Consider the following 23,764-nt stretch of genomic DNA (forward strand, 5'->3'; position numbering starts at 1 on the left):
ACATAGACGGCCAGATGTGGGGGAATCATCTCGTTTCCCAGTATGACGCGGAGGCGAAATGGACCCCACCACCGTGCACGACGCCCTCGCACGGCACCTGCTCGTCGACGGCTACCGTCTCGTGCTCGACCTGGACAGGAGCGCCGGCTCCTGGCTGGTCGACGCCCGGGACGGCCGGAGGTATCTCGACTTCTACACGTTCTTCGCGTCGTCGCCGCTCGGGGTGAACCCGTTCGCCGGCGACCCGGAGTTCGTCGCACTGCTCGGCCGGGTGGCCGCCAACAAGCCGGCCAACTCCGACATGTACACCGTCCACCTCGCCGAGTTCGTGGAGACGTTCCGGCGGGTGCTCGGCGACCCCGAACTGCCGCACCTGTTCTTCGTCGAGGGCGGGTCGGCGGCCGTGGAGAACGCGCTCAAGTGCGCCTTCGACTGGAAGAGCCGCTGGAATGAGGCCCACGGCCGCCACCCCGGCCTCGGCACCCGCGTCCTCCACCTCACCCGGGCCTTCCACGGCCGCGGCGGCTACACGCTCTCGCTCACCAACACCGACCCCGTCAAGACCGACAGGTTCCCCCGGTTCTGCTGGCCGCGCGTCGACGTCCCCGCCATCCACTTCGGGGACGTCGAGCGGGCGGAGGAACGGGCGCTGGCGCAGGCCAGGGAGGCGTTCGAGCGGTTCCGCCACGACATCGCCTGCTTCATCGCCGAGCCGATCCAGGGCGAGGGCGGCGACAACCACATGCGCCCCGAGTTCCTCCAGGCGATGCAGGCGCTCTGCCACGAGTACGAGGCCCTGTTCGTCGTTGACGAGGTGCAGACCGGCGTCGGCCTGACCGGCACCCCCTGGGCGTACCAGCAACTCGGCCTGGCCCCCGACATCGTGGCCTTCGCGAAGAAGGTTCAGGTCGGCGGCATCATGGCGGGCCGCAGGGTGGACCTCGTGCCCGACAACGTGTTCCGGGTCAGCGGCAGGATCAACTCCACCTGGGGCGGCGGCCTGGTCGACATGGTGCGCTCCCGCCGGATGCTGGAGATCGTCGAACGGGACGGCCTCATCCCGAGGGCGGCCATCCTGGGCGAGAAGCTGCTGGGCGCCCTCCAGGGCCTGGAGGCCGAGGGTCTGGTCGCCAACGCGCGCGGACGCGGGCTGATGTGCGCCTTCGACGTCCCCGACCCCGGCGCTCTGGTCACCCGGCTCCGGGAGGAACGCGCGATCCTGGTCCTGCGCTGCGGCGAGCGGTCCGTACGGCTACGCCCTGCCCTGTCCGTCCAGCCCGACGAGCTTGAGTACGGGCTGGACGGTCTGCGCGCCGTCCTCACCGGGGATCTGGCCGGGGGCTGACGGCGCCGCGGGCGCGGGTTCGCCGCGCCAGCGGCAGATGGCCGTCATTCTCGAGTCCACGCCCAGCTTGGCGTAGATGCGGTTGACGTGGTTCTTCACGGTCTTCTCGCTCAGGAACAGCAGCCGGGCGATCTCGCCGTTGGAGCGACCGGTCGCGATCAGCTCCATGACCTCGGTCTCCCGCTTGCTCAGCCCCATTGCGGTGCGGTCGTCGATTCTCATCCGGCCTCCGTAGAAGACGATCAGAGATCGCCGAGGCCCCCGCACGGCGGTTGTGAGGCAGCATAACCCGCAACGTCCACCTTTGGGGAAAAATGCACTGACTTGCCCGGGTCAACGCCCCCCATGGATCGTGACGGTCTCGAGGCGCGGATCGGCGGCGATCTCCGCCTCGGTGAAGCGCTCGGTGACCCACCCGCCGCGCGAGAACAGGGCCGTCTGGTCGGTGTGGTGGGGCGAAGCGGGGTTGGCGGACAGGGAGTAGGTGAGGACTGTCCGCGTGCGTGGGCCGTCGGGAGTGAGTGCGACGGCCATCATGAAGCTGGATCCGGTGTTCACCTCCGGGTAGCGTCCGTCCGTGCCCAGCGGTCCGCCCGTGCGCACCCGGTCGAAGCAGCCCTCCCCTTCCGTGCAGCCGGGAATCGGGATCGAGGAGTAGCTCTGCGCCTGTCCGGGGGTGAGCGTCAGGGGGATCCGGTTGGACGTGAAGTAGAGCACCGCGTCGGCGAGGGCCTGCCGCACGGCCGGGTCGTCGCTCTTGAGCCCGCTCGGGGTGGTCAGCGGACGCGCGGGATCGAACGGCACCCGCCAGGGGCTGAAGACCGGCTCTCCCGGCTTGGTGGGACGGCCCAGCCGGGTGAAGAACTCGCGCCACAGGATCGCGCCCTCGCCGTCCAGGGTGGCCCGCCCGTCCCACTTCTCCAGCGTCTTGCAGGCCTCGCGCACGTCCGCCCCCGGGCCCGAAGAAGAGCGGTGGGCGCGGCACAGCTTCAGCAGGTCGTCGCGCATGAGCTCGAAGGTGAGGTTGCGCTTGCCGCGCACCGTGGCCTGCAGCGTCTCGAGGGTGAAGCCGGGCGCACCGAGCCCGTCGGCCCCGGACAGCCGCTGGGCGATCATGTCGAGGCCGACCCGGGGGCGCGGCTCCAGGTCGGTGCCCGTCTCGCCGTACGCCTTCGGATAGCCGGTGAGCGGCTTCGCCGGGTTCGTCATCCAGTAGGTGTTGTTGGAGTTGGCCACGTAGTCGGCACGGATCAGCCTCGGCTGGTTGCCCGGCCCGAAGATGCCCGGCACGACGGCGTCGCCGTCCCTGCCCCACAGGCACGCGGATGTCGAGCCGTCCAGGACGTACGCGTCGAGGCCCGGAACGGGCGAGGGCTCGGCGCAGCGCTTCGCCTCGGCGTCGGTGACGTGGGGGACGACCGAGGTGTCGGCGAAGTAGGCGGTTCCGCTCGCGTCGGTGGCGAGGGTGTGGACGAACGGCATCCCCTGATGGGTCCGCTGGGCCGCCCGCAGCTCGTCGAGGCTGCCCGCCCTGGCCATCGCCAGCCACTCGTCGGCCGCCCGCAGGTTGGCGGCGTTCGCGTCGGCCAGCGCGTACGCGGCCTCGTCGGTGTGACCGACGGCGAGCACCGGGCCGTAGCGGGAGGTGCGGAGCGTGTGGCCGGAGACGGTGCCGTCCGGCAGGGTGACCTCCACCTCCTGCTCGCCCATGGGCTCCGCCCGGCCGTCCACCAGGTAGCTGTGGTCGTCCGCGAGCTTCAGCCGGTAGACGGTGAAGCGCTGGGCGTGGGAGACGGTGTGGGTCCAGGCGACCCTGGCGTTGTGGCCGATCTGGACGACCGGGGTGCCGTACAGGCTGCCGCCGGAGACGTCGAGCACGCCGGGGATGGTGAGCTGGACCTGGTAGAAGCGGCGTATCCCCTGCCAGGGGAAGTGCGGGTCGGCCAGCACCATGCCGCCGTTACCGCGCGTGGCCTGACGGCCCAGCGCCCAGGCGTTGCTGCCCGCGGCGGGCTTGGGCTCCGGTCCCTCGGCCTCGCGTTCGGCGATCCCGGTGATGGCCTCCTTGAATCGGGCGCTGCTGGACATGCGGTCGAGGTCGAGCAGGTTGTTCCACATGTCGCCGGCGGTGATCGGGCCGACCCACGCCTTGCCCCGGCACGTGGGGTCGGGCAGGTTCGCCACGCCGGTGTCCGCGAGGTAGCGGTTGTATCCGGCGACGTAGCCGTCGACCAGGCGGCGCAGCTCGTCGCTCGGGCCGACCGGCGCGGGCCGGGCCAGCAGCCGCCGTACGACGCCGGATTCGGCGACGCTCTTGTAGTAGACGTCGCTGGCGAGGTTGGCGACCGGCTTGGCCGGGTCGTCGGACTGGGCCTTCGGGCCGAAGTAGCGGGAGCGTTCGCCGCGCAGCGTCACCACCCAGGAAGCCAGCGTGCACAGGTTGTCCTGGGCGAAGGCATAGCCGTACCCGAATCCGAGGCCGCCGTAGTCCTTGGCCGTGATGTGCGGGATGCCGTACTCGGTGCGCCGGATCGTGGCCGAGTAGTCTCCGTCGGCCGCCGTCGCGGGCACGGCGGGGGCGAGTAACGCCAGCATGATCGCCGCTGTAGGCATGAGCTTCATGGGGGGCTCCTATTCGAAACGCGCGTTGTCGGGCGTGGTCATGCGCCGCAGCAGCGGCAGCGTCGTGAGGATCACCAGGAGGGAGGCGGCCAGGCCGCCGCCGAGGGAGGCGAAGTAGACGGGTCCCGGCATCGCGAACGACGCGCTTTTCATCGCGAGGGCGTCGATGAGCGGCTCGGCCACACCGAAGCCGGCGCCGGCGGCGAGCGCGGCGGCCAGCACGAGCGGCAGCGCCGACTCCAGCAGCACCACCGCGGCCAGGGTGCGCGTGGGCGTGCCGGCCAGCCGCAGCAGGGTGAACGGCTGCCTGCGCTCCACCAGCCCGCCGCCGGCCGCCACCACGAGGCCGCAGGCGCCGGCGACCAGGGTGAGCCCGACCATGGCCAGCGCGACGTTCTCCGCCCGGGTGTACAGGTCCGCCCTGACCTGGGCGATCTCGGCGAAGGTCATCGGCGCTTCGACCGTGTAGCCGGCCAGCAGGGTGCGTAACCGCTCCAGCGTCGCGGGATCGCGTGTGGTGATCATGACGGCCGCCAGGTCGAGCCCGTCGGCGGAGGCGGGCGGGCTGGCCGGGGTTGCCAGCGGAAGGAGTCTGTCGACGGTGAGGGGGTTGTCGGCGCCGACGATGCGGGCGAAATTGCCCGCCACGGCCCTGGCGCCCCTGCCGTCGATGTTCACAGGGCAGCGGCCGAGCACGGGGAAGCGGGCCAAGGCGGCGCACTCGACGACGTACGGCGCGGGCGGCGGGCCGTCGGGCCGCGGGGGGACGTCTTCCAGGTCCGCTCTGGCGTAGATCGGCAGCACGTCCACGCCCGGGCGGGCGCGCAGCCGGTCGAGCAGCTCGGTCCCCGCCCGCGGTGACAGGCCGGAGACGCCCGGCCGGGAAAACCTGGCGCCAAGGACGTCGTTGAGCGTGCCCCCGGCCACCTTCTGCTGGCCGGCGACCACCGTCGGCACGAGGGCAGCGATCGTCGTCCCGATGAACACCGCCAGTACCAGCCCGCTCACCGACCTGAAGGCGGTCTTCGGATCGGCGGCCAGGCGCCGCGCCGCCAGCAGCGTCGCCCCGCCCCGGGTCAGCCGGGCGGCCAGGCGTGCGGCGACCATGGTCAGCCAGGGTCCGGCCAGCATCAGCCCGGCCATGATCAGCGCGAGCGCGACGATGGACAGCAGGTCGTCGGGCTTGCCGTCCCGGTACACCGGGCCCGCGAACATCCCCAGCCCCGCGAGCAGCGGGATCACCCGCCACGCCCGCGGCGGGGACGTGGCGGTCTTCCGCGCCACGCCGAGCGGCGAGATCCGCACCCGGCGCAGCGACCACAGGGCGGCGCAGGCGGCCACCACCGGCACGCCGCCGAGCACGGCCGCGTACTGCCAGAGGTGCGGGGCGACCAGGTCGGGGAAGAACCGGGCACCGGTGATCCGCACCCCGGTCACGGCCGGCCGTACGAGCTGGAAGACCGCGAAGCCGGCCAGCGTGCCGATCAGCGCGCCCAGCGCGGCGTCCACCGCCGCGAGCACGTTGACCTGCCGCGTGGTGGCGCCGACCAGGCGGATCGCGGCGAAGCGGGTCTCGCGGCGAGCCGCGGCCAGCCGGGTGGCGGTGCCCACGAGCACCAGCAGCGGGACGATCAGCCCGACGGCGGCGACGCCGAAGCCGAACCGGTAGACGTCCGTGCTGTCGTCGACCGCGGGCATGGAGGAGACCGTGTCGACCTGCCTGGCACCGGGCATGGCGGCGACCTGATCCGGCGTCTGTCCCACGACGACGACCAGCTCGTCGGGCCCGGACAGCGCCGCGTCGCCGATCAGCCCGGCGCGCGTGCCGGGGAAGCGGGCGGCCAGTTCCTCACGCGGCGCCGAGTCGAGCAGCGCGGCCAACGCGGGCGAGGCGTAATACTGCCCCGGGACGGGCATGCGGGACAGGCCGGGGATGACCGGCGCCCGCGTGCCGAGCGCGGCGGCGTCCAGCCTTTTGATCGTCCGGCCCCCGTAGAAGTCCTCGTGGTAGTTCCACAGCGCGCCGTCGGCCGTCGCGTCGAGGGCCCAGCCGCTGGGCGCCGAGCCGCTCGTGCACTCCCAGCAGGCACGGCCGGCGGTGGCCTGGAAGGCGTTGAACAGCGACAGCGTGGCCAGCAGCACCGCGACGCCGGCCGCCACCCCGGCGACGATCAGCGCAAGCCTGGCCGCCGCCTCCCTGCCGCTGCTCAGCGACAGCCGCAGGCCCAGCCGGATCATCGGACGGCCCCGGTCGTGTACGGGTCGGAGACACGGCCGTCGCGCACCACGACCTCCCGGTCGGCGCAGGCGGCCACCCGGGCGTCGTGGGTCACCACGATCACGGTGGCGCCCTCCTCACGGGCCAGGCCCACCAGCAGGTCCATCACGTGCTCACCGGTGAGCGTGTCCAGCGCGCCGGTCGGCTCGTCGGCGAAGACCACCCGAGGCCGGGTGACCAGCGCTCTGGCGATCGCCACGCGCTGCGCCTGCCCGCCGGACAGCTCCCCGGTGCGCCGGCCGCCCAGGTCGGCCAGCTCCAGCCGCTCCAGCCATTCGGACGCCCGCCGCTCGGCGTGCTTTCTCCTGGTGCGGCCCAGCAGCAGCGGCAGCATCACGTTGTCGGTGACGGTCAGCTCAGGCACGAGCTGGCCGAACTGGAAGACGAAGCCGAAGGCGGTGCGCCGCAGCTCGCTGCGGCGGCCGTCGTCCAGCGTGTCCAGGCGGCGTCCGTCGAACCACACCTCGCCGCTGTCCGGCGTGAAGATGCCGGCCAGGCAGTGCAGCAGCGTCGACTTGCCGGAGCCGCTGGGACCCATGACCGCCACGACCTCGCCCGCGGCCACCGACAGGTCCGCCTCCCGCAACGCGGGCGTGCTGCCGTAGGAGCGGCTGACCTTCCGAGCCTCGAGGATCACGACGCGCGCACCATCTCGGCCAGGGCCCCCAGCCGGGCCTGGGTGACGTCGATCCATCGCAGGTCCGCCTCCAGGTGGAACATCGCGTGGTCGGCCAGCAGGGCGTCGGTCAGGGAGCCGCCGCGCTTGACCTCCGTCAGCTCCCGCATGCGCCGCATGTGCGTGGCGCGCTGCGTGTCCAGGTAGCCGGCCGCGTCGCGGCCCAGCATCAGCGCCAGCACGACCTTGGTGAACAGCACCGTCTGCAGGTACGGCTCGGCCGCGACCGGCTCGGCCAGCCACGTGGCGACCTCCTGCCTGCCCAGGGGGGTGATGGCGTAGCGCTTGCGGTCCGGCCCGTCGCCCGGTTCGCTCTGCCCGGTGACCTTGCCGTCCCTGGCGAGGCGGCCGAGCGTGGAGTACACCTGCCCGAACGGCAGCGGCCTGCCCCGGCCGAAGAAGGTGTCGTAGTCGCGTTTCAGGTCGTATCCGTGGCTCGGCTCCCGTTCGAGCAGGCCGAGCAACGCGAGGGGAACGGTCATGCCCGCAGTCTATACACCGAGGGTATATACGCGGGTGATAGTTGCCGATGAAAAAGCGAACGGCCGGTCCGCCGGGACCGGCCGTTCGCCGTTGGGGTGAGTGATGGGACTTGAACCCACGACATCCAGGACCACAACCTGGCGCTCTGCCAGCTGAGCTACACCCACCATGTCCGCCGTTCGAGGCGTACGAAGAAAGTGTAGCGGTATTTCGGAGTCCTCCGCGCCCTCAATACCGCTCGCCCTCCGCGTCAGGGCGTCAGGACCCGGAGACGGCCTCCGCGACCTCGCGGGCGGTGGCGGAGTCGGGGCCGGGCTGTGGCACGAAGACCGCGGCCCGGTAGTAGCGCAGCTCCCGGATGCTCTCGGTGATGTCGGCCAGGGCGCGGTGCCCGCCCTGCTTCTCCGGGGAGGCGAAGTAGACCCGGGGATACCAGCGGCGGGCCAGTTCCTTGATCGACGAGACGTCGACCATCCGGTAGTGGAGGAACGCGTCCACCAGCGGCATGTCCCGGGCGATGAACGCGCGGTCGGTCGCGATGGAGTTGCCGCACAGCGGCGCCTTCTTGGCCTCGGGCACATGCGAGCGGATGTAGTCGAGCACGACGGCCTCGGCCTCCGCAAGGGTCACCCCCGTCGCGAGCGCCCGCAGCAGTCCCGAGGCCGTGTGCATCTCGCGCACGACCTCGGACATCTGTTCCAGCGTCTCGGCGGGGGGCTTGATGACGACGTCCACGCCCTCATCCAGCTGGTTCAGCTCGCTGTCGGTGACGATACAGGCCACCTCGATCAGCGCGTCACGGCCGAGGTCGAGCCCGGTCATCTCACAGTCGATCCAGACCAGCGGGTCAGTCATGGCTCAAGAGTAATGCTGAAGGGTAATGCGGACGTCACTGAGATTGGAGCGAGTCCTCCACACGCTTGATGACGGACTGGTCCAGGTTGTCCGGCACCGAGACGTACAGCATCGCGGGACGGGCGTTCTGACCGCGGTCCACGAGGATGATCGCGCCCTTCTCCTTCTTCCACTTCAGGTTGTTGGCCTCGGCGACCTTGGTGAAGTCCATCTCGAACTCGATGACCCAGCCCTGCTTGCCGCTCACGGTCAGCGCCTCGTTGCGCAGGATCTTGCGCTCGTGCTGGATGCCGTAGAAGATCGGGTCGTAGGCGAGCAGCAGCGTCTGGGACAGCTGCCCGAAGCTCTGCGCGCCGCTGTAGGGGAAGATCTGGGGCACCTCGGCCGTGTAGACGCTGCCGACCCAGTCGTTGCCCCTGCCGTCGTAGTTCGCCTGGGACGTCGCCTGACAGCCGCTCGTCCACAGCGGCATCCTCTGGTCGGCGGGGTTGTTGACGTCCTTCGACTCCGGCACCTGCCACTTGTCGCCCGGGTACGCGTACGACAGGCCGGTCGCCGGGTCCTGGATGCGGCCACCGGACGGCTGGGGGAGCTGGGGCAGCGGCGGGGCGGACTGCTGCGGTTCCTGCTCGGGCGGCACGGTCTGGTCGAGCTGCGGGGCCGTCGCGGTGGTGTCCGGCCGGGCGAGGGCCGAGCCTGCGCGATCGCGCAGGATGATGACCGCGCCGCCGATGACCAGCGCGAGCACGACCACCGCCGCGATGCCGCCCACGATCCACGGCCAGACCGGCGCCGTACGCCGCGGCGCGCCGAACTCGGGCATCGGAAGCTGCGCCGTGTGGTTCGGAGGTCCCCACATGGGCTGCGTCCACTGAGAAGGCTGCTGGGGGGCTTGCTGCTGGGGGGCCTGCTGCGGGGCCTGGGGCGGCGCCCCGGCCTCCTGCCCGGGAGCGTGGGTGGCGTCGGTCCATTGGGTGCCGTCCCACCAACGGAGGAGAGGGGAGCCGTACGGGTCCGGATACCAGCCGGCGGGGGTCGTCGTCATGCGCGCCACACTAATGAAATCAGCATTTGTAGGTGAAACTTGCCCTGTCCTGGATCGGCTTCCCCGTCGTCGTGGGGGACAGGACCCGGAGCGTGGCCGTGCCCTTGAACGATCCCGATCCGGTCACCTTCCAGTGCAGGGGGAGGTCCACCGACATGTCTCCCGAGGAGACCCGCTGCTCCTGCTCCAGCGGCTTGCGATCGTCGCTGCGGATCCAGAGGTAGCGGATCGTCCCGGCCTCGCCGTTGGTCGTGACGACGCCCACGAAATCGGCTCTGCCGTCGCAGCGCACCGTCTTCTTGGGTGCCTTGACGTCGACGTCGCTCACCGCGAGCGGCGCGCCCGGCGTCTGGCGCAGCCACAGGATCACCGCCGCGATCAGGATCGCCAGCAGCAACGTCCCGGCCCACGCCGTCGTACGCCTCCGGCGCCGCCGGGGAGCCGGCTCGCCGGTCTGGGTGGCCGTGATGGCGGCGGAGGTCTGCCCGGCCCGCCAGATCTGCGCCGCCGTGGTCTCGGTCGGGACCCCGGGCCCGAACCGCATCATCACGTCGCCGGGGCCGTCCGCCGCATCCGGCAGGTCGAGCAGGGTCACCGCCTCCCCGCCGGAAGAGCCGGTCGCAGCTCCCGCGGGAGGTTCGGGGGCCGCGGGCGCGGCGAAGCCGTGTGCCGCGTGGGCCAGGCGTTCCCTGCCCAGGCCGGGGAACGCGTCGCGCTCGGCGAGCAGGGTGTCTCGCGCGGCGGCCAGCCCGTGGGCCGCGGCGGCGGACGCGCGCCGCAGCGCCGCCGAGGCGTGCCCCTGACCGCAGTTCTCGGCCAGCGCGCCGGCGAGCGCGGCCCAGGCCGTGACGTCCTGCTCCGCGGACGCGTGCTCGCCCCGCAGGGCCCGCAGCAGGCCGCGCTCGGCCAGCAGCACCGAGCCGTCCTCCCCGATCACGACGGTCCCGGCATGCAGCGCGCCGTGGGCCGAGCCTGCGGCGTGCACGGCGAGCAGCGTCTGCGCGGTCTCCAGGAGCACGGTCGCCGCGCCGCCCGGGTCCAGGCGGCCGGCGGCCATCAGGTCGGCGACCGCCGGCGTCGCCCGCGCGGTGATCAGCCAGACCTCGTCACGCGCGGCCACCAGGTCGATCACGGGCAGCAGCCCGATCGGGCCGCCTCCCTGGAGACGCACGTCGGCGCCGACGGCCGCGACGAGTCGTTCGCGGGCCTGGGCCGGCGCGGCGGCCCGGGGATCGAAGCGCAGCACGCCGGACGGCCGCCCGTCCGGAGAGACGGCGTCCGCCCAGGTGCCGACCTCGCTGGGCCGGGTGCGGCCGGTGAGCCGGTGCCCCGCGACCGTCACGCCTTCTCGCATCTACCGCCGCCTTCGGTGCCGTCCCCGCATGCGTCCCATGGCCAGTGTGGCGGGAACGAGGCCGGTCGTCACCAGGCCGGCGGCGAGCACACCCGTCGGAGCCCCTGACGGAGAGCCGGGCGAGAGCGTCAGCGTGGGCGGGTTGTCGGTCGAGGGCTCAGTCGAGGGCTGGGGCGAAGGTTGGGTGGAGGGCTGGGTGGAGGGCTGCGTCGTGGGGGGATTGGAGGTCGCCGTGGGCTTGGGCTGCCTGGTCGTCTGCGGGTTGCCGGGCGGGTCCACTGTGACCGTGGGTTCGTCCGAGGGAACCGGCTTGGGCGACGGCTTCGGCGTGGGCTTGGCCGTGGGTTTGGTCGTGGGCTTGGCGGTCGGCTTCGGCTTCGGCGAGGGGGTGGGCCTGCGGGTCGGCCGCTGGGTCACGGTGGGCCGCACGGCCGGCGTCGGCGACGCGCTGGGCTTGGGCTTGGTGGCCGCCGGGGTGGGGGTGGTCTCCTCCGGCTCCTCGGTGGGGTCGTCGCCGGAGTCGTCCTCGACCTCGATGGACGAGGGATCGACCGCGGGCGGGCTCGACGTCTCGATCGTCGTCCCGGCCTGCAGGGTCGTGCCGCCGCTCACGGTCTGGACCAGCGCCACCGTTCCGCCCGCGATCACGACCATCCCGGCGAGGGTCAGGCCGATCTTCATGCGGGTCTGGCTCAGCAGCCCGCCGAGCCTCGTCTCGGCCAGCGCGGTGCCGGTCTCGGGGGCCTTCTCCTTCAGCGGGAAGAACGGCACGAGCAGCCCGGCGAGCGCCGCGAGCCGGCGCCGTCCGCGCTCCTCCCAGGCCGGGCCGTACGCGCCGGCGGCGACGGCCTCGAGCTCCCGCAGGAACTCCTCGGCCGACGCGAACCGGTCCTGCGGCCGCTTGGCCATGCCGCGCTCCACCAGGTCGCGCAGCGGGGGCGGCACCTCGTCGACCGGAGGAGGGGTGGCCTGGTGCTGGCGGGCCAGCGCGGCCATGTTCTGCGCCCGGAACGGCCGGCCGCCGGTGAGGCACTCGAAGAAGACGACGGTGGCGGCGTAGACGTCGCTCGACGGTCCGGCCTTGCCGCCCGACCACTGTTCCGGGGCCATGTACGGCGGCGTCCCGGCCGCCCTGACCCCCTCGCCGGACTGCGCCGCGATGCCGAAGTCGACGAGCTTGCTGGTGCCGTCGGCCTCGACCATGACGTTCTCGGGCTTGTAGTCCCGGTGGACGACGCCGATGGAGTGCGCCGCGGCCAGGCCGAGCAGCGAGCCCTTCAGCACGGTGAGGGCGGCCTCGGGACCGGTCGGGCCCTCGGAGCGGAGCATCGCGCGCAGCGAGACGCCGTCGATGAGTTCCATGACGATGGCGGCGCCGCGCGCGGTCTCGACGTACTCGTAGAAGCGGGCCGCGTGAGGATTGGGGTCCATGGCGGCGAGCAGGCGGGCCTCGTGCCGGAACCGGGCGACGAAGTGGAGGTCCGCCATCATCTCGTCGGACAGGTATTTGATCGCCACGGGGATGTCGTCGGCGTCGTGCCGTGCGAGCACCACCCGCCCGGCGCCCCCCGTGCCGAGTTCACGAATCTCCGTATAGCCGGGGACGCGCCAGGCGCCCGTCTGGCCGTGCATAACGGTCTGTCTCCTCATCGCCTGGGGCCCCCGCCAAATGACGAGACCGTAGCTTAGTGACGGACCGCCTCATGCGCCGAGAAGTCACGATTTAGTCAGTCTGAGTTGTCAACGATCGTCCGGGTTATTTGATGCACGAATCCGTCTGCCGGGTGATCGTGGAGGCGCCGCCCGCCGCGGCCGGGGAGGTCGACGCGGTGACGCCGTAGGAGTCGCAGGGCCAGCGGGAGTAGGTGTACGAGGCCGTGACGGTATAGCCGGTCTTGCCCGACAGGCTGAAGGTGCGGGTGGCCACCGTGGAGCCACCGGTCATCCAGGCGAGGTCCAACCGCACCGCTGAGGTGTTGCCGGCGGTGACGGCGATGGTGGCCGTGGCCGTCGTCCCGCTTATGGCCAGGCTCTGCACGCGCACCTGGCTGACGGAGGCGGGGCAGGTCACCGCGGCCGAACGCGACGCGGCGCCTCCCGGCGCCGCGGGATCGGTCGAGGCGCCGAACGTGACGCTCTCGCCGCAGGGGCGGCGCGAGAAGGTGTACGACAACGTCCGCGTGTAGGTCCTCGCTCCGGACAGACGAACCGTCTTCGTGCCGCCGCCGGCGGAGGGCGCGGAGAACCGTCCGGTGAGGTCCACCGGGCCGGTGCCGTCGGTGGTCACCGTCACGGTCGCCGTCGCGACCCCGGCCGAGGACACGACCGGTGTGCCGGCCTTCAGCCCGGTGACGGAGGTCGGGCACGGCGGCGCCTTCGCCGTGGCCCCGCGGGCGCCGCCCGGCGCGGCGGGGCCGGTGGTCACGCTCATGCCCCAGGTGCCCGAGCAGACGTGGCCGAGGTCGCCGGAGACGGTGCGGGTGTAGGACGTCGCGCCGCTGAGGGTGAGCGTGCGGGTGGCGGTCACCGTGCCGTTGGCGGTGAAGCGCACGGTCAGGGTCACCTTGCCCGGCCCGTTCGTCCTGACGGTGACCGTTCCGGCGCCGATCGCGCCGTCCTCGCCGGCTCCGGCCTTGTACGACAGCCCGCCCACATCCAGGTCGGCGACCTTGACGAGCGAGGGAGAGGGCGACGGCTTCACCGAGGGTGTCGCAGAGGGTGTCGCGGAGGGCCTCGGCGAAGGTTTGGGAGAGGGCTTGGGAGAGGGCTTGACCGTGGGTGCCGGGGTGGGCGCCGGGGTGGGCGCCGGGGACGGGCTCCGCACGGGCGTCTCCGCGGACGCCGGCGAGGGAGATTCCGAGAAGGTCTCGTGCGGCGTCTCGTTCGGCGTCTCCTCAGGGACGACCGGTGACGCGGACGCCGTGGCAGGCACACCCGTGTTCCCCGCGCCCGTGTTCCCCGCGCTCGTTTCCTGCGACGCCGCGACGGTGCGCGTCCCGGCCGAGCCGAGGGCGTACGCGCCGATGCCGCCGCCCGCGACCACCACCAGCACGGCCCCGGCGGTGAGCAGGACACCCCTGCTCCTCAGCGACCGCAGCGTCGTGGTGAACAGCGAGGTGCCGGCCTCGGGGGGACGCGTCCGGTTCAGCGGGAACGTCGCGGCCAGGGTGGCGGCGAGCGCGGCCAGCCTGCGGCGGCCCCGCTCCTCCCACGCCGGGCCGTACGCCGCCACCGCGGCCCGCTCCAACTCGGAGACGAACGCGGCCGCGCTCGCCGGCCGTAGCGCGGGGTCCTTCGCCATGCCGCGCGCGACCAGGTGCCGCAGCGGCTCGGGGACCTCCTCGACCGGCACGGGCGCCGTCCTGTGCATGTGCCGGAGGACGGAGTGCTCGGTCGCCTGGTACGGCCGGTGCCCGGTCAGGCACTCGAAGAAGACCGCGGTCGCGGCGTACACGTCGGACGCCGGTGAGGCGGCCGTGCCCGTCCACTGCTCGGGGGCCATGTACGGCGGGGTGCCGGCCGGGGAGCCGAGGGCTCCTCCGGCCCGCACGGCGATGCCGAAGTCGGCGAGCTTGCTCGTTCCGTCGGCGGTGACCAGCACGTTCTCGGGCTTGTAGTCACGGTGGACGACGCCGGTCGCGTGTGCCCAGGCCAAGCCGAGCAGGGAGCCCTTGAGGACGGCGAGCGCGGCCTCGGCGCCCGTCGGGCCCTGCTCGCGCAGCAGCGCCCGCAGGGTGGGGCCGTCGACCAGTTCCATGACGATCGCGGCGCCCCGCCCGGTCTCCAGGTACTCATAGAGCCGCACCACGTGCGGGTCGTCCAGCTCGACGAGCAGGCGGGCCTCCTGCCGGAAACGGGCGACGAATCCCTCGTCCCGGCGCAGGTCCTCCGACAGGTACTTGATCGCCACCGGGGCGCCGGACCACTCGTGGACGGCGAGGACGACGCGGCCGCCGCCTCCCGCGCCCAGCTCACGCGTCACCGTGTAACCGGGCACATTCCAGTGCTCGGCGGAACTCATGCGGCCTCCCTGGCTGATGAAAGGTCGGCCGCAGTGTCGGTGAAACCGCTTGCAATCCGCTTACAGCCGCGGCTGACGGTTCCTGATGTGCGGGGGAACCGGGATGCCTGGCGCGAGGCGCGGGTCGGGCTCGGGAGCGCCCCACGACACGGTGAGCGGCAGCACGCCCGCCCAGACGGGCAGGTCGTAGTCCTCCTCGTCGTCCTTCGGCGGCCCCTGCCGTACCTTCACGGACGCCTCCTCCAGGGACAGGGCGACCACGGCGGTGGCGGCCGTCTCCTTGCGGTCCGGCAGGCGTACGACGTCCCACTGCCCGGGGGCGAGCTGCTCGGTGATGGCCCGCAGGCCGGCGAGCCGTTCCTCGGGGTCGTCCACCATCCGGGCGAGGCCGTAGACCATGGCGGACCGGTAGTTCACGGAGTGGTGGAACGCGGAGCGCGCCAGCACGACGCCGTCGAGGTGGGTCACGGTGACGCAGACCGGGTTGCCGAGCGCGGCCCGCAGCGAGGTCGCACCCGTGGAGCCGTGCAGGTAGAGGGTGTCGCCGATCCGCCCGTAGCCCGTGGGGATCACCATGGGGGACTCGCCGGCCAGCACTCCGAGGTGACAGATCAGGCCGGCGTCCAGGATCGCGTACAGGTCGGCGCGGTCGGTACGGGCGCGGTCCTTCGAGCGGTTAAGGGTGGTACGGGCGGTTGTGGAGAGCATGTCCGTTACGTTAGGTCGAAGTGGACCGGTGGAACACGTCCACTCTGTGCCGATACGGAGAGACCACTTTGCGTCTGACCATCGATGTGCCGCTGGCGGTGGACCGCGAGTCCCCGGTGCCGCTCGCCGTCCAGGTGGCCGGCCAACTGCGGGAGGCCATGCGCACCGGCCGGCTCAGGGCGGGGGAGCGGCTGCCGTCCACGCGGGGCCTCGCCGCCCTGCTGGGGGTCAGCAGGACCGTCGCGACCGACGCGTACCAGCAGTTGTACGCCGAGGGGTGGCTGGACGGGCGGCACGGCTCGGGCACCTACGTGGCCGACGACGCGCTGCCGTACGAGAAGCCCGCCGCGCAGGCGGCCGAGGCTCGCGGGGCCGTCCATCGCGCGCCGGCGCCCCCGGGAGTGGTGGACCTGCGGCCGGGTCGCCCGTGGGTGCTCGGGTACGACGAGGCGGCCTGGCGGCGGGCCTGGCGCTCGGCCGGCGAGCTCGCGCTGAACGCGTTCCCCGACCCCTACGGCCATCCGGAGCTGCGCGAACTGCTGGCCGAGCACCTGCGCAGGGCCAGGGCCGTGCCGGTGGGCGCGGGGAACGTCATGGTCACCAGGGGCACCGGCAACGGCCTCGACCTGATCGCCGCCACGCTGCTCGGGCCGGGGAGCCGGGCCGGGGTGGAGGAGCCGGGCTGGCGGGCCGCCCGGCGGATCTTCGCCTCCCGGGGGGCGGAGGTCGTGCCCTGCCCGGTGGACGAGCAGGGCGTGATCGTCGAGGCGCTCCCCGACGACCTGCGGGTGCTCTACACCACGCCCGCGCACCAGTTCCCGGTCGGCGGCAGGCTGCCGATCCCGCGCAGGGAGAAGCTGCTCGCCTGGGCGCGCAGGACCGGCGCGATCGTCGTCGAGGACGACTACGACGCCGAGTTCCGCTACGACGTCGCGCCGCTGCCCGCGCTCTACGGGCTCGACCCGGGGCGGGTGGTGCTGCTCGGCACGCTGTCGAAGTCGCTCGGTCCCGACGTCGGGCTCGGCTGGCTGGTCGCCCCCGCCGACCTGCTCGACGCCGTCGCCGAGCGCCGGATGCACCTCGCCGACCGCACGCCGGGGCCGGTCCAGCGGGCCGTGGCGACCCTGCTGGAACGCGGCGACCTCGACCGGCACCTGCGCAGGATGCGGCTGGAGTACGCCCGCCGGAGGGCGGCCATCGTCGAGGTGCTCGGGCCGTACGTGCGGGGCGACACGGCCGGGCTCCATGTGATGGTCGCGCTGCCCGCCGGCGTGGTCCCCGGCCTCGTACGGCGGGCCGGGGAACGCGGCGTGCTCCTGGACACCACCGAAGCCCACCACCACGGCCCGCCTCGGGTGCACGGCCTCGTGCTGGGCTACGGCTCGGCCTCCCGGGCCGACGTGCGGCGCGGGTGCGCGGTGATCCGGGAGCTCATACCTCCTGAAGGAGCCTGAGCTCGCTCCTGGGCAGGGGGACCTCCAGGTTGAGCGCCTCCTCGCCGATGATGCGGGCGATGTCGATCGATCCCGGGTCGCCCTCCCTGGTGCCGGGCACCTGGGAGTGGCCGAAGTGGCCGCCCCGCGCCCACAGCCGTTTGCTGCGCTCGGCGGCCAGAGAGTGCGGATAGGGCAGCGGAGGGCCGGCCGGCCAGCGGCGCGGTACCTCCCAGGAGTCGAGCCAGGCCAGGATGTCGTCCAGGCCGTCGAGCTTGGTGTCGGTGAACGGTTCCCTCGCCGAGCCGATGACTTGGATCTGCACGCAGATCCGTCCGTTCCTGCCGCGGTCCGCGGCGAGCCCGCCGCCCGCCCTGGTGGGCGGGAGCAACTGGACGATCTCCCCGGTCACCGGGTTCCACACCAGGTGGGAGGGCCGGCGGAGCTGGATCAGCCGCTGGGCGACGGATCTGGCCGAGACCCCTTGGGGATCGGCGGGCCAGATGAACCAGACGGTCCTCGGGGCTCCTCCGAGCATCGCTCCGGAGTCCCCGGGGGAGGGAAGTCGGCTTGCGCCGGGCAGCCATGCTTGGGCCACAATGCCCCCTCAAATCCTCGGTCGCGTCGTTTTTCCCCTTTCAAACTTCCGCTGACACCTCGCGAATCCTGATTGTTACTGGCGGGTGCCAATCTTCCAACTTTGGTGTAACAACTGGTGATTTTGTGACGGATGCGTCAGGAAGAGGGGGTGGCCGCGGCGTCGCCGGCCGGAGACGGGCCGCCGCCCGACTCGCCCGGGGACTCGGTCGTGGGACGGGACGTGGGACCGGTGGTGGTGTCGGAGGTCGGGTCGGGCACCGGGTCGGCGTCGCCGTTCCCCTCCTGGCCGTCCCAGGCCACCCGGCACGAGGGCCGGCCGGCCGAGGACTGGAAGGTCACCACGCCCCTGCCCGCGACGCCGGGATCGACGACGGCGAGCGTGACCCGGCCGCTCGCGCCCGCGCGGAGCCTGCCGTGCCGGGGCGAGACCGCGATCCCGCCCGTGGTGACGGCCGTCCACTCGATCACGGCGTCGCGCGCGGCCAGCGTGATCGACGCGCCCGCGGCCCCGCCCAGGTCTCCGGGGCACAGCGCCGTCAGCGCCGGCCTGGGTGCGCGTGGCGTACGGGTGGGAGACGGCCGCGACCGCCCCGAGGGTGCGGTGGTGTGGGGCGGGGCGGTCGCGGCCGATTGGGGGGAACTGTCCGGTGGGGGTGTCTCGTCGCCGGAGGCGGCGGGTGTCGCCGTGGGTGGGTCGCCTTCCTCCGGGCCCAGCGCCAGGTCTTCGGAATCTCCGGGGGCAGGGTCTTCAGGGGCCGGGTCTCCGGGCGCCGCCGTCGGAGGTACGCGTATCGCCTCGAGCCGCTCGGCGGGAGCCTGACCGGAGACCAGCGCGAGCCCGCCGGCCGCGCCGAACACGCAGACGGCGGCGAGCATGACCGGGGCGATCCGCAGCGGGCGGGAGCGAGCCCGCCCGCGCCCTGTCCGCCCGCGCCCTGTCCGCCCACGCCCTGCCCGCCTGCCGGTGGTCGCCGGGAAACCGCGCCGGTCGAACTCGGCGGTGACGACGGCGGTGGCGGCGCCGTCGCGCCGGTCGGCCCGAAGCGCGGACTCGACCACCCGGCTGCGCAGCGAGAGCGGGGGGAAGGCGACGGGGATCATGTCGAGCAGCCGCTCGGCGGACACGTGCCTGGCCCGGCCCTCGCGGCAGATCTCACACGCCGCGATGTGCCTGCTCAACCGCTTGCGTACGGAAGGACCGAGGGGGCCGTCCTGCCAGGCGGCGCCCACGCCGTGGTCGACCAGGGCGGACAGCTCCGGGCAGTGGGCCCGGCCGACCCTGGCCAGCACGAGGGCCGCGGCGGCGTTCTCCAGGTGGTCGCGTGCCCGGGTGAGCCGCGCGGACACCTGCCGGGAGGCGAGCCCGAGGACCGATCCGATCTCGGCCGCCGTCAGGCCGTGGCGTACGGCGAGTTCGAGCACCTCGCGCTCGTGGTCGCCGAGCTCCCCAAGCGCCTCCCGTACCAGCGCGGCGAGCGGCGGGTCCGCGGACTCCTCCGACTCTATGACGGGCCCGGTGACGGGCCCGGCCTCTCTTCTGGCGGCGCTGTGGAACCGGGTCAGCGCGTACAGCCACGCCCGCAGCCGGGCCGGCTCCTTCAGCCGGTCCGCGCAGCAGGACGCGGCGACGAGCGCGTCGTGCACCGCCCGCGCCGCCGCGTCGAGGTCGCGCACCAGCGCGTACGCGTAGTCGCTCAGCCGGTCGGCATAGGCGTCGTACAGCGCGGCCGGGGCCTGGGCGTCGGTGCCGCCCCCGCGCCGCAGCGCCTCCAGCAGTCGGTGGTCGTCGGCTCGCCCGACGCCGGGCCATTCGGGCAACGAACATTCCTCCCCGTGTGACGGAACCTGGTCTCGCCGGTCCCCACACGAGTGGGACGCCGTCCCCTCCGGCGTCGTTTACGGATCACACGGTCATGCCCGGCAGCCATGCCCAACCGGCATGACCTGCGAAAAAAGATACTGCTGTTACTTCAGGCGGCGGGCGATGCCCTTGAGGAAGATGTTGCGGATCTCCAGGACCGTCTGGGGGAAGTAGGCGGCGCCGCCGGTCGCCTTGGCGATGGAGGTCATCTGCGCCCGGTCCTCGTCCTTCTGCGTGTTGAACGAGATGATCAGGATGCTCACCGGCCGCTTGGGGTCGTAGGCGTCCTTCAGCTTCCGCAGGATCTCGGCGTTGGAGATGCCGCCGTTCGGGTCGTCGTTGCCGACGCCGTCGGTGAACAGCAGGATCGTGTTGACCTTGTCGGGCTCGTACTCCTTGGTCATCTTCTGGTAGGCGGCCCACAGGGTGTCGTTCAGGCCCGTGTTGCCCGTGGGGATGGCCTTCGCCTGGCGCATCGCCTGAATGATCACCTCGCGGCGGGTCACCCCGTTGATCTGCTGGGCCAGCGGCCCGATCTGCACGACGGGCTTCCAGTCGACGCCCTCGCCGCGCAGGTTGTCGGAGAAGGCCCAGATGCCCACCTCGGCCTTGTCCGGGAAGAGCTTCAGGCCCTCGACGGTGAGGCCGGTGATCGCACGCATCCGGGTGACGCCGGTCTTGTCGGCGGGCAGCGCCATGGTCCCGGAGATGTCGATGAGGGAGAGCAGCCTGGTGCCGAGCTTGATCTGGTGCCACGCCTGCGAGAGGCGGGTGACGGTCGCGGCGTCCGGCAGCGGGATCGCGGCCGGCTTCTTGGCGTTCACGCCGTTGTCGGGCTTCAGCAGGCTGCCGCCCTTGCCGTCGGGCGTGCGAAAGCCGTAGTCCTGGACGGTCTTCCTGCCGTTGGGCGAGGTCACCTCGGTCGCCAGGGCCTGGGCCGCCTTGCGCGTCGTGGCGTCCTTCGCCGTGACGAAGATCGGGTAGTCGAGACTGACCGTGCCCTCGGCCGGGTACAGCGCGACCGCCGGGTTCGAGGGGGTCGTCGTCGTGTTGTACGACCACACGGCCTGCTCGGACGTCACGCCCACCGGGATGCGGGCCGCGGCCTTGGTCAATGTGGCGAACATGCTGTCGGGGGTCGACACGGTGGACTCCGACAACTGGCGGAGCACGCCCACGAGCGTCTCCTCGCTGCCGCCTCCCTGCGTGAGCACGGCGGACCCGGCCAGCAGCGCGCCGAGGCCGGCGGCGTTCTGCGTGGGGTCGAGCGCGAGCACGCGCACCTTCCGCGCCAGGCCGTCGGGGTTGGCGGCGTTCGCCGCGCTCATCAGGCCGGTCCAGCTCGGGCTGAAGGCCGACTGGAGCTTGTCCGCGCCGGTCTTGGAGGCGGCCAGCACGACGGGGGTGCTGGCGGCGTTCCCGGCGGGCTCGGGCGCGTCCTTGACGCCGCTCAGCCACAGGCTGGAGTCGGGGATCCACAGGTCGGGGTCCAGCTTGCCGCTGGTGGGACCGGTGCCCGCCATCGCGTTGGCGACGTCGGCCGACTCGGCGGCCTTGACCGTGACGGCGACGCACTTGCCGTCGACGGCCCTGCCCGACTTGCCGAACCTGGTGGCGATCTTCTGGACGGCCGGCTGGATGTCGGGCGAGGCGACGACCGAGAGCTTGACCTTCTCGCCGGCGCACCCCGGGCTCTTGTTCACCACCACGTACGCGGCGACGCCGAGGAGCACGGCCAGGGCGACCGCTCCGGCCAGCGGGACGAACACCGTCCCCCGGCCGGCCCGCCGCCGCGGCGGCGGCGGGGGCTCGTACTGGGGGTCGAAGCCGCCATCGAGTTCGTCTGTGCGGTGTCGTCCGCCCACGGTGCTCTCTCCGGTGTCGACTGGCCGTAACAGGTTTACGGAACGATACTGGCAAAAGCCACATCTTGCGCCGAGTGTGCGGGAGTGTTCTACCTGGCCGTACGCTGAGGCCCGTGGTCATCCCGGTCGAGGACGCCGCCGATCCGCGCCTGTCGGACTACGTGCGGCTGCGCGACGTCGATCTGCGCAAGAGCGTCGAGAGCGAGCGCGGGCTGTTCGTCGCCGAGGGCGAGAAGGTCATCAGGCGGGCGATCGGAGCGGGCCATCCCGTGCGCTCGGTGCTGACGACGGCCAAGTGGCTCGACGCGCTGACCGACGTCGTGGGGGACGCCACCGTCTACGTGGTCTCCGACCGGGTGATGGAGGGGATCACCGGCTTCCAGGTGCACCGGGGCGCGCTCGCCGCGATGGAGCGCACTCCGCTTCCCTCCGTCGGCGAACTCCTCGCGGGCGCGGGGTCGCGGATCCTCGTCCTGGAGGACCTGGTCGACCACGGCAACGTGGGGGCGATCTTCCGCTGCGCGGCGGCGCTCGGCGTCGGCGCGATCGTGCTGTCGCCGCGCTGCGCCGATCCCCTCTACCGCAGGGCCGTCAAGGTGTCGATGGGGGCGGTGTTCGCGATCCCGTACGCCCGGATGACCGACTGGCACGGCGGCCTGGCGGAGATCAGGGCGGCCGGGTTCCGCCTGCTGGCGCTCACGCCCGATCAGTCGGCCGTGCCGCTGGACAAGGCCCCGCTGTCCGGCCGGGTCGCGCTGATGCTCGGCTCGGAGGGCGACGGGCTGTCGTCCCACTGGCTGCACGAGGCCGACCAGCCCGTCTGCATCCCGATGAGCTCGCGGGCGATGGACCTCGGCGTCGACTCCCTGAACGTGGTGGCCGCCGCGGCCATCGCCTGCCACGGCCTGCTCAGGGGAGCGTGACCCCGGCCCCTTCGGCGACTCCTCCGGTGGCCCCCTCGGAAGCGGCCCCCTCGGAAACCCAGTCGAGCAGCTTGCGTGCCGTGGCGAACCTCGCCTTGTCGCTGCGCTCGCCCAGCACGACCCCCACGTACGTGCGCCCGCCCCGGACGGCGGCGAACGACAGGCAGTAGCCGGCCTGGTTGGTGAAGCCGGTCTTCAGCCCCACCGCGCCGTCGTCCAGCAGGTCGTTGGTGTTGCGCCACACGTGCCCCCGGTGGAGGGCCGACTTCCCGACCACCCGCTTGGGCGTCTTGACGACGGACGCGATCACGGGGTCGCGCAGCGCCGCCAGGGCCAGCGTCGCCTGGTCGCGGGCGGTGGAGTACGCCTTCGACGGCATCCCGTCGGCGTTGGCGTAGCGGGTGTCGCGCAGGCCGAGAGCTTGTGCCGCGTCGTTCATCTTGGCGACGAACTTCGCCGTCCCCGGGCCGTACCGCTCGGCCAGGGCGTGGGCGGCGTCCGCGCCCGAGGGGAGCATGAGCCCGTAGAGCAGGTCGCGCACCGTGAGCCGCTCACCCGCCCGCAGGCCCGCCGTCGCGGCCCCGCCGGCCGTCGCGTACCGTACGTCGGCCTTCGTGATGGTCACCACGTCGTCCAGCCGGGCCTCCCGCCGGACCACGTAGGCGGTCATGACCTTGGTCAGGCTCGCGACCGGCACCCGGCGTGACTCGCGCTTGGCGAACTGGACCGTTCCGTCCATGGTGTCCACCAGGTAGGCCTCCCTGGCCGTGACCGACGGAGCCTGCCTGGTCTTGGTGGGCGCGGCTTGGGTGGGTGTGGTCGTGGCGGGCGCGGCGTGGGTGGGCGCGGCCTGGGCGGGCGCGGCGGCGGCCCCTGCCGTGACGAGGGCGGCGGCCAGCGCGATGATTACCCCGTTACGCATCCCGACATGATCGCACGGCTTCGGACACGGCGGGTGCGTCCCCGTTCCGGCCCCTCTTCCGGCGGCGCCGTACGAGGAGGGCGACGGCCAGGGCCACGACCGCGACCGCGGCGGCGGCCAGCCCGGGGGACCGGGCCGCCAGCGACAGCCAGGCCCACAGCAGCGAGTAGAGGCCGAAGGAGGCCACCGGCACCCAGGTCAGGCAGCCGAGCGCGCTGGCCACCACGTACCAGCGGTAGTCCACCCGCAGCGCCCCCGCGACCCACGGCAGCGTGTGCCGCAGGCCGGGCACCCAGAAGCAGCCGTACACGGCGAGCGCGCCCCACCGGCGCACCACGTTCTCCACGCGCTCGATGCGCTCCCGGCCGATCCTGCGGCCCATGCGCGAGCGGTAGAGCGCCTCGCCGAGCCTGCGGCCGACCCAGTAGTACACCTGGAACGCGCCGAACAGGGCGACCGCACCGACCGCGACGACCAGCCACAGAGGGAGGCCGAACACGGAGGCGGCCGTAGGGTCAGGGATCCGCACGTGCTCTCACCGCCGGTCATGGAGGCAGTCATTAAGGCAAGCCTCACCTTAGCGCCCCGGATCGCGCCGATTGCAAGCGGATGTCAACCGGTGATCAATCCGTCCTTTGTACACCTGAGGAGACGAGAGGCGACGGGTTCGCGTTGAGACAGGGGCCTTCGCGAACTCTCCCTTCCCTTCGCCTCCGGCAAACGTTGCCTCCCCTTCGCCTCCGGCAAACGTTGCCTCCCCTTCGCCTCCGGCA

General features: G+C 72.6%; 19 protein-coding genes and 1 tRNA gene. 3 read left to right on the forward strand and 17 right to left on the reverse strand.

Features of this window, described 5'->3' with window-relative positions; translation table 11 throughout:
- The first annotated feature begins 58 nt into the window (after positions 1–58).
- Positions 59–1,345 carry an L-lysine 6-transaminase gene (lat, locus tag IL992_RS02090; protein WP_193201575.1) on the forward strand — a complete coding sequence of 429 codons (1,287 nt, stop codon included), beginning with the start codon at positions 59–61 and terminating at the stop codon, positions 1,343–1,345.
- Here the strand turns inward: lat and IL992_RS48175 are convergent.
- The 12 genes from IL992_RS48175 to IL992_RS02150 all read right to left on the reverse strand — a co-directional run bounded on the left by IL992_RS48175 (position 1,253) and on the right by IL992_RS02150 (position 15,387).
- Entirely contained in the window at positions 1,253–1,567 is a 315-nt protein-coding gene (locus tag IL992_RS48175; RefSeq protein ID WP_193201576.1) for a helix-turn-helix domain-containing protein, read from the reverse strand. The genes lat and IL992_RS48175 overlap by 93 nt on opposite strands.
- A gap of 111 nt (positions 1,568–1,678) precedes the next feature.
- Entirely contained in the window at positions 1,679–3,967 is a 2,289-nt protein-coding gene (locus IL992_RS02100) for a penicillin acylase family protein (protein ID WP_226872062.1), read from the reverse strand.
- A 9-nt stretch (positions 3,968–3,976) separates the two neighbouring features.
- Complete coding sequence (locus IL992_RS02105; RefSeq protein WP_193201577.1) at positions 3,977–6,205, reverse strand: FtsX-like permease family protein; 2,229 nt, start codon at positions 6,203–6,205, stop codon at positions 3,977–3,979.
- Positions 6,202–6,882 carry an ABC transporter ATP-binding protein gene (locus IL992_RS02110; RefSeq protein WP_193201578.1) on the reverse strand — a complete coding sequence of 227 codons (681 nt, stop codon included), beginning with the start codon at positions 6,880–6,882 and terminating at the stop codon, positions 6,202–6,204. The genes IL992_RS02105 and IL992_RS02110 overlap by 4 nt, the downstream gene beginning before the upstream one ends.
- Positions 6,879–7,403, reverse strand: coding sequence for a PadR family transcriptional regulator (locus IL992_RS02115; protein ID WP_193201579.1), 525 nt, complete (start codon positions 7,401–7,403; stop codon positions 6,879–6,881). Before IL992_RS02115 ends, IL992_RS02110 begins: the two co-directional genes overlap by 4 nt.
- A gap of 92 nt (positions 7,404–7,495) precedes the next feature.
- A tRNA-His gene (locus tag IL992_RS02120) sits at positions 7,496–7,571 on the reverse strand.
- Positions 7,572–7,662: 91 nt separating this feature from the next.
- Positions 7,663–8,259, reverse strand: coding sequence for an oligoribonuclease (orn, locus tag IL992_RS02125; protein WP_193201580.1), 597 nt, complete (start codon positions 8,257–8,259; stop codon positions 7,663–7,665).
- 34 nt (positions 8,260–8,293) lie between these two features.
- A complete protein-coding gene (locus IL992_RS02130) occupies positions 8,294–9,304 on the reverse strand; it encodes a DUF2510 domain-containing protein (protein ID WP_193201581.1) in 1,011 nt (336 codons plus the stop codon).
- 19 nt (positions 9,305–9,323) lie between these two features.
- Positions 9,324–10,658: a protein kinase family protein gene (locus tag IL992_RS02135; protein WP_193201582.1), complete on the reverse strand. Its 1,335-nt coding sequence runs from the start codon at positions 10,656–10,658 to the stop codon at positions 9,324–9,326.
- Positions 10,659–12,290, reverse strand: coding sequence for a serine/threonine-protein kinase (locus tag IL992_RS02140; protein WP_193201583.1), 1,632 nt, complete (start codon positions 12,288–12,290; stop codon positions 10,659–10,661).
- Positions 12,291–12,414: 124 nt separating this feature from the next.
- A complete protein-coding gene (locus IL992_RS47470) occupies positions 12,415–14,679 on the reverse strand; it encodes a serine/threonine-protein kinase (RefSeq protein ID WP_193201584.1) in 2,265 nt (754 codons plus the stop codon).
- Positions 14,680–14,739: 60 nt separating this feature from the next.
- Positions 14,740–15,387 (reverse strand): pyridoxamine 5'-phosphate oxidase family protein, encoded by a 648-nt coding sequence (locus tag IL992_RS02150; protein ID WP_193201585.1) that lies wholly within the window; start codon positions 15,385–15,387, stop codon positions 14,740–14,742.
- A 68-nt stretch (positions 15,388–15,455) separates the two neighbouring features.
- Here IL992_RS02150 and pdxR point away from each other — a divergent pair, with 68 nt between their 5' ends.
- On the forward strand, positions 15,456–16,841 hold the full coding sequence (pdxR, locus tag IL992_RS02155; protein WP_193201586.1) for a MocR-like pyridoxine biosynthesis transcription factor PdxR: 1,386 nt from the start codon (positions 15,456–15,458) through the stop codon (positions 16,839–16,841).
- On the opposite strand, the gene IL992_RS02160 is transcribed toward pdxR, so the two are convergent.
- The 3 genes from IL992_RS02160 to IL992_RS02170 all read right to left on the reverse strand — a co-directional run bounded on the left by IL992_RS02160 (position 16,819) and on the right by IL992_RS02170 (position 21,146).
- The gene (locus IL992_RS02160; protein WP_193201587.1) at positions 16,819–17,358 is read right to left on the reverse strand and encodes a hypothetical protein; all 540 of its coding nucleotides are present in this window, start codon (positions 17,356–17,358) and stop codon (positions 16,819–16,821) included. The genes pdxR and IL992_RS02160 overlap by 23 nt on opposite strands.
- A 197-nt stretch (positions 17,359–17,555) precedes the next feature.
- Positions 17,556–19,238 (reverse strand): sigma factor-like helix-turn-helix DNA-binding protein, encoded by a 1,683-nt coding sequence (locus tag IL992_RS02165; RefSeq protein ID WP_193201588.1) that lies wholly within the window; start codon positions 19,236–19,238, stop codon positions 17,556–17,558.
- 147 nt (positions 19,239–19,385) lie between these two features.
- Complete coding sequence (locus tag IL992_RS02170; protein ID WP_193201589.1) at positions 19,386–21,146, reverse strand: substrate-binding and VWA domain-containing protein; 1,761 nt, start codon at positions 21,144–21,146, stop codon at positions 19,386–19,388.
- 113 nt (positions 21,147–21,259) lie between these two features.
- Here IL992_RS02170 and IL992_RS02175 point away from each other — a divergent pair, with 113 nt between their 5' ends.
- Complete coding sequence (locus IL992_RS02175; protein WP_193201590.1) at positions 21,260–22,069, forward strand: TrmH family RNA methyltransferase; 810 nt, start codon at positions 21,260–21,262, stop codon at positions 22,067–22,069.
- On the opposite strand, the gene IL992_RS02180 is transcribed toward IL992_RS02175, so the two are convergent.
- Positions 22,056–22,991: a D-alanyl-D-alanine carboxypeptidase family protein gene (locus tag IL992_RS02180; protein WP_193201591.1), complete on the reverse strand. Its 936-nt coding sequence runs from the start codon at positions 22,989–22,991 to the stop codon at positions 22,056–22,058. The genes IL992_RS02175 and IL992_RS02180 overlap by 14 nt on opposite strands.
- Positions 22,984–23,520 carry a DedA family protein gene (locus tag IL992_RS02185; RefSeq protein WP_193201592.1) on the reverse strand — a complete coding sequence of 179 codons (537 nt, stop codon included), beginning with the start codon at positions 23,518–23,520 and terminating at the stop codon, positions 22,984–22,986. Before IL992_RS02185 ends, IL992_RS02180 begins: the two co-directional genes overlap by 8 nt.
- Positions 23,521–23,764 lie beyond the last annotated feature (244 nt).

This window comes from Microbispora sitophila (genome assembly GCF_014892245.1).
GTDB classification, from domain to species: domain Bacteria; phylum Actinomycetota; class Actinomycetes; order Streptosporangiales; family Streptosporangiaceae; genus Microbispora; species Microbispora siamensis.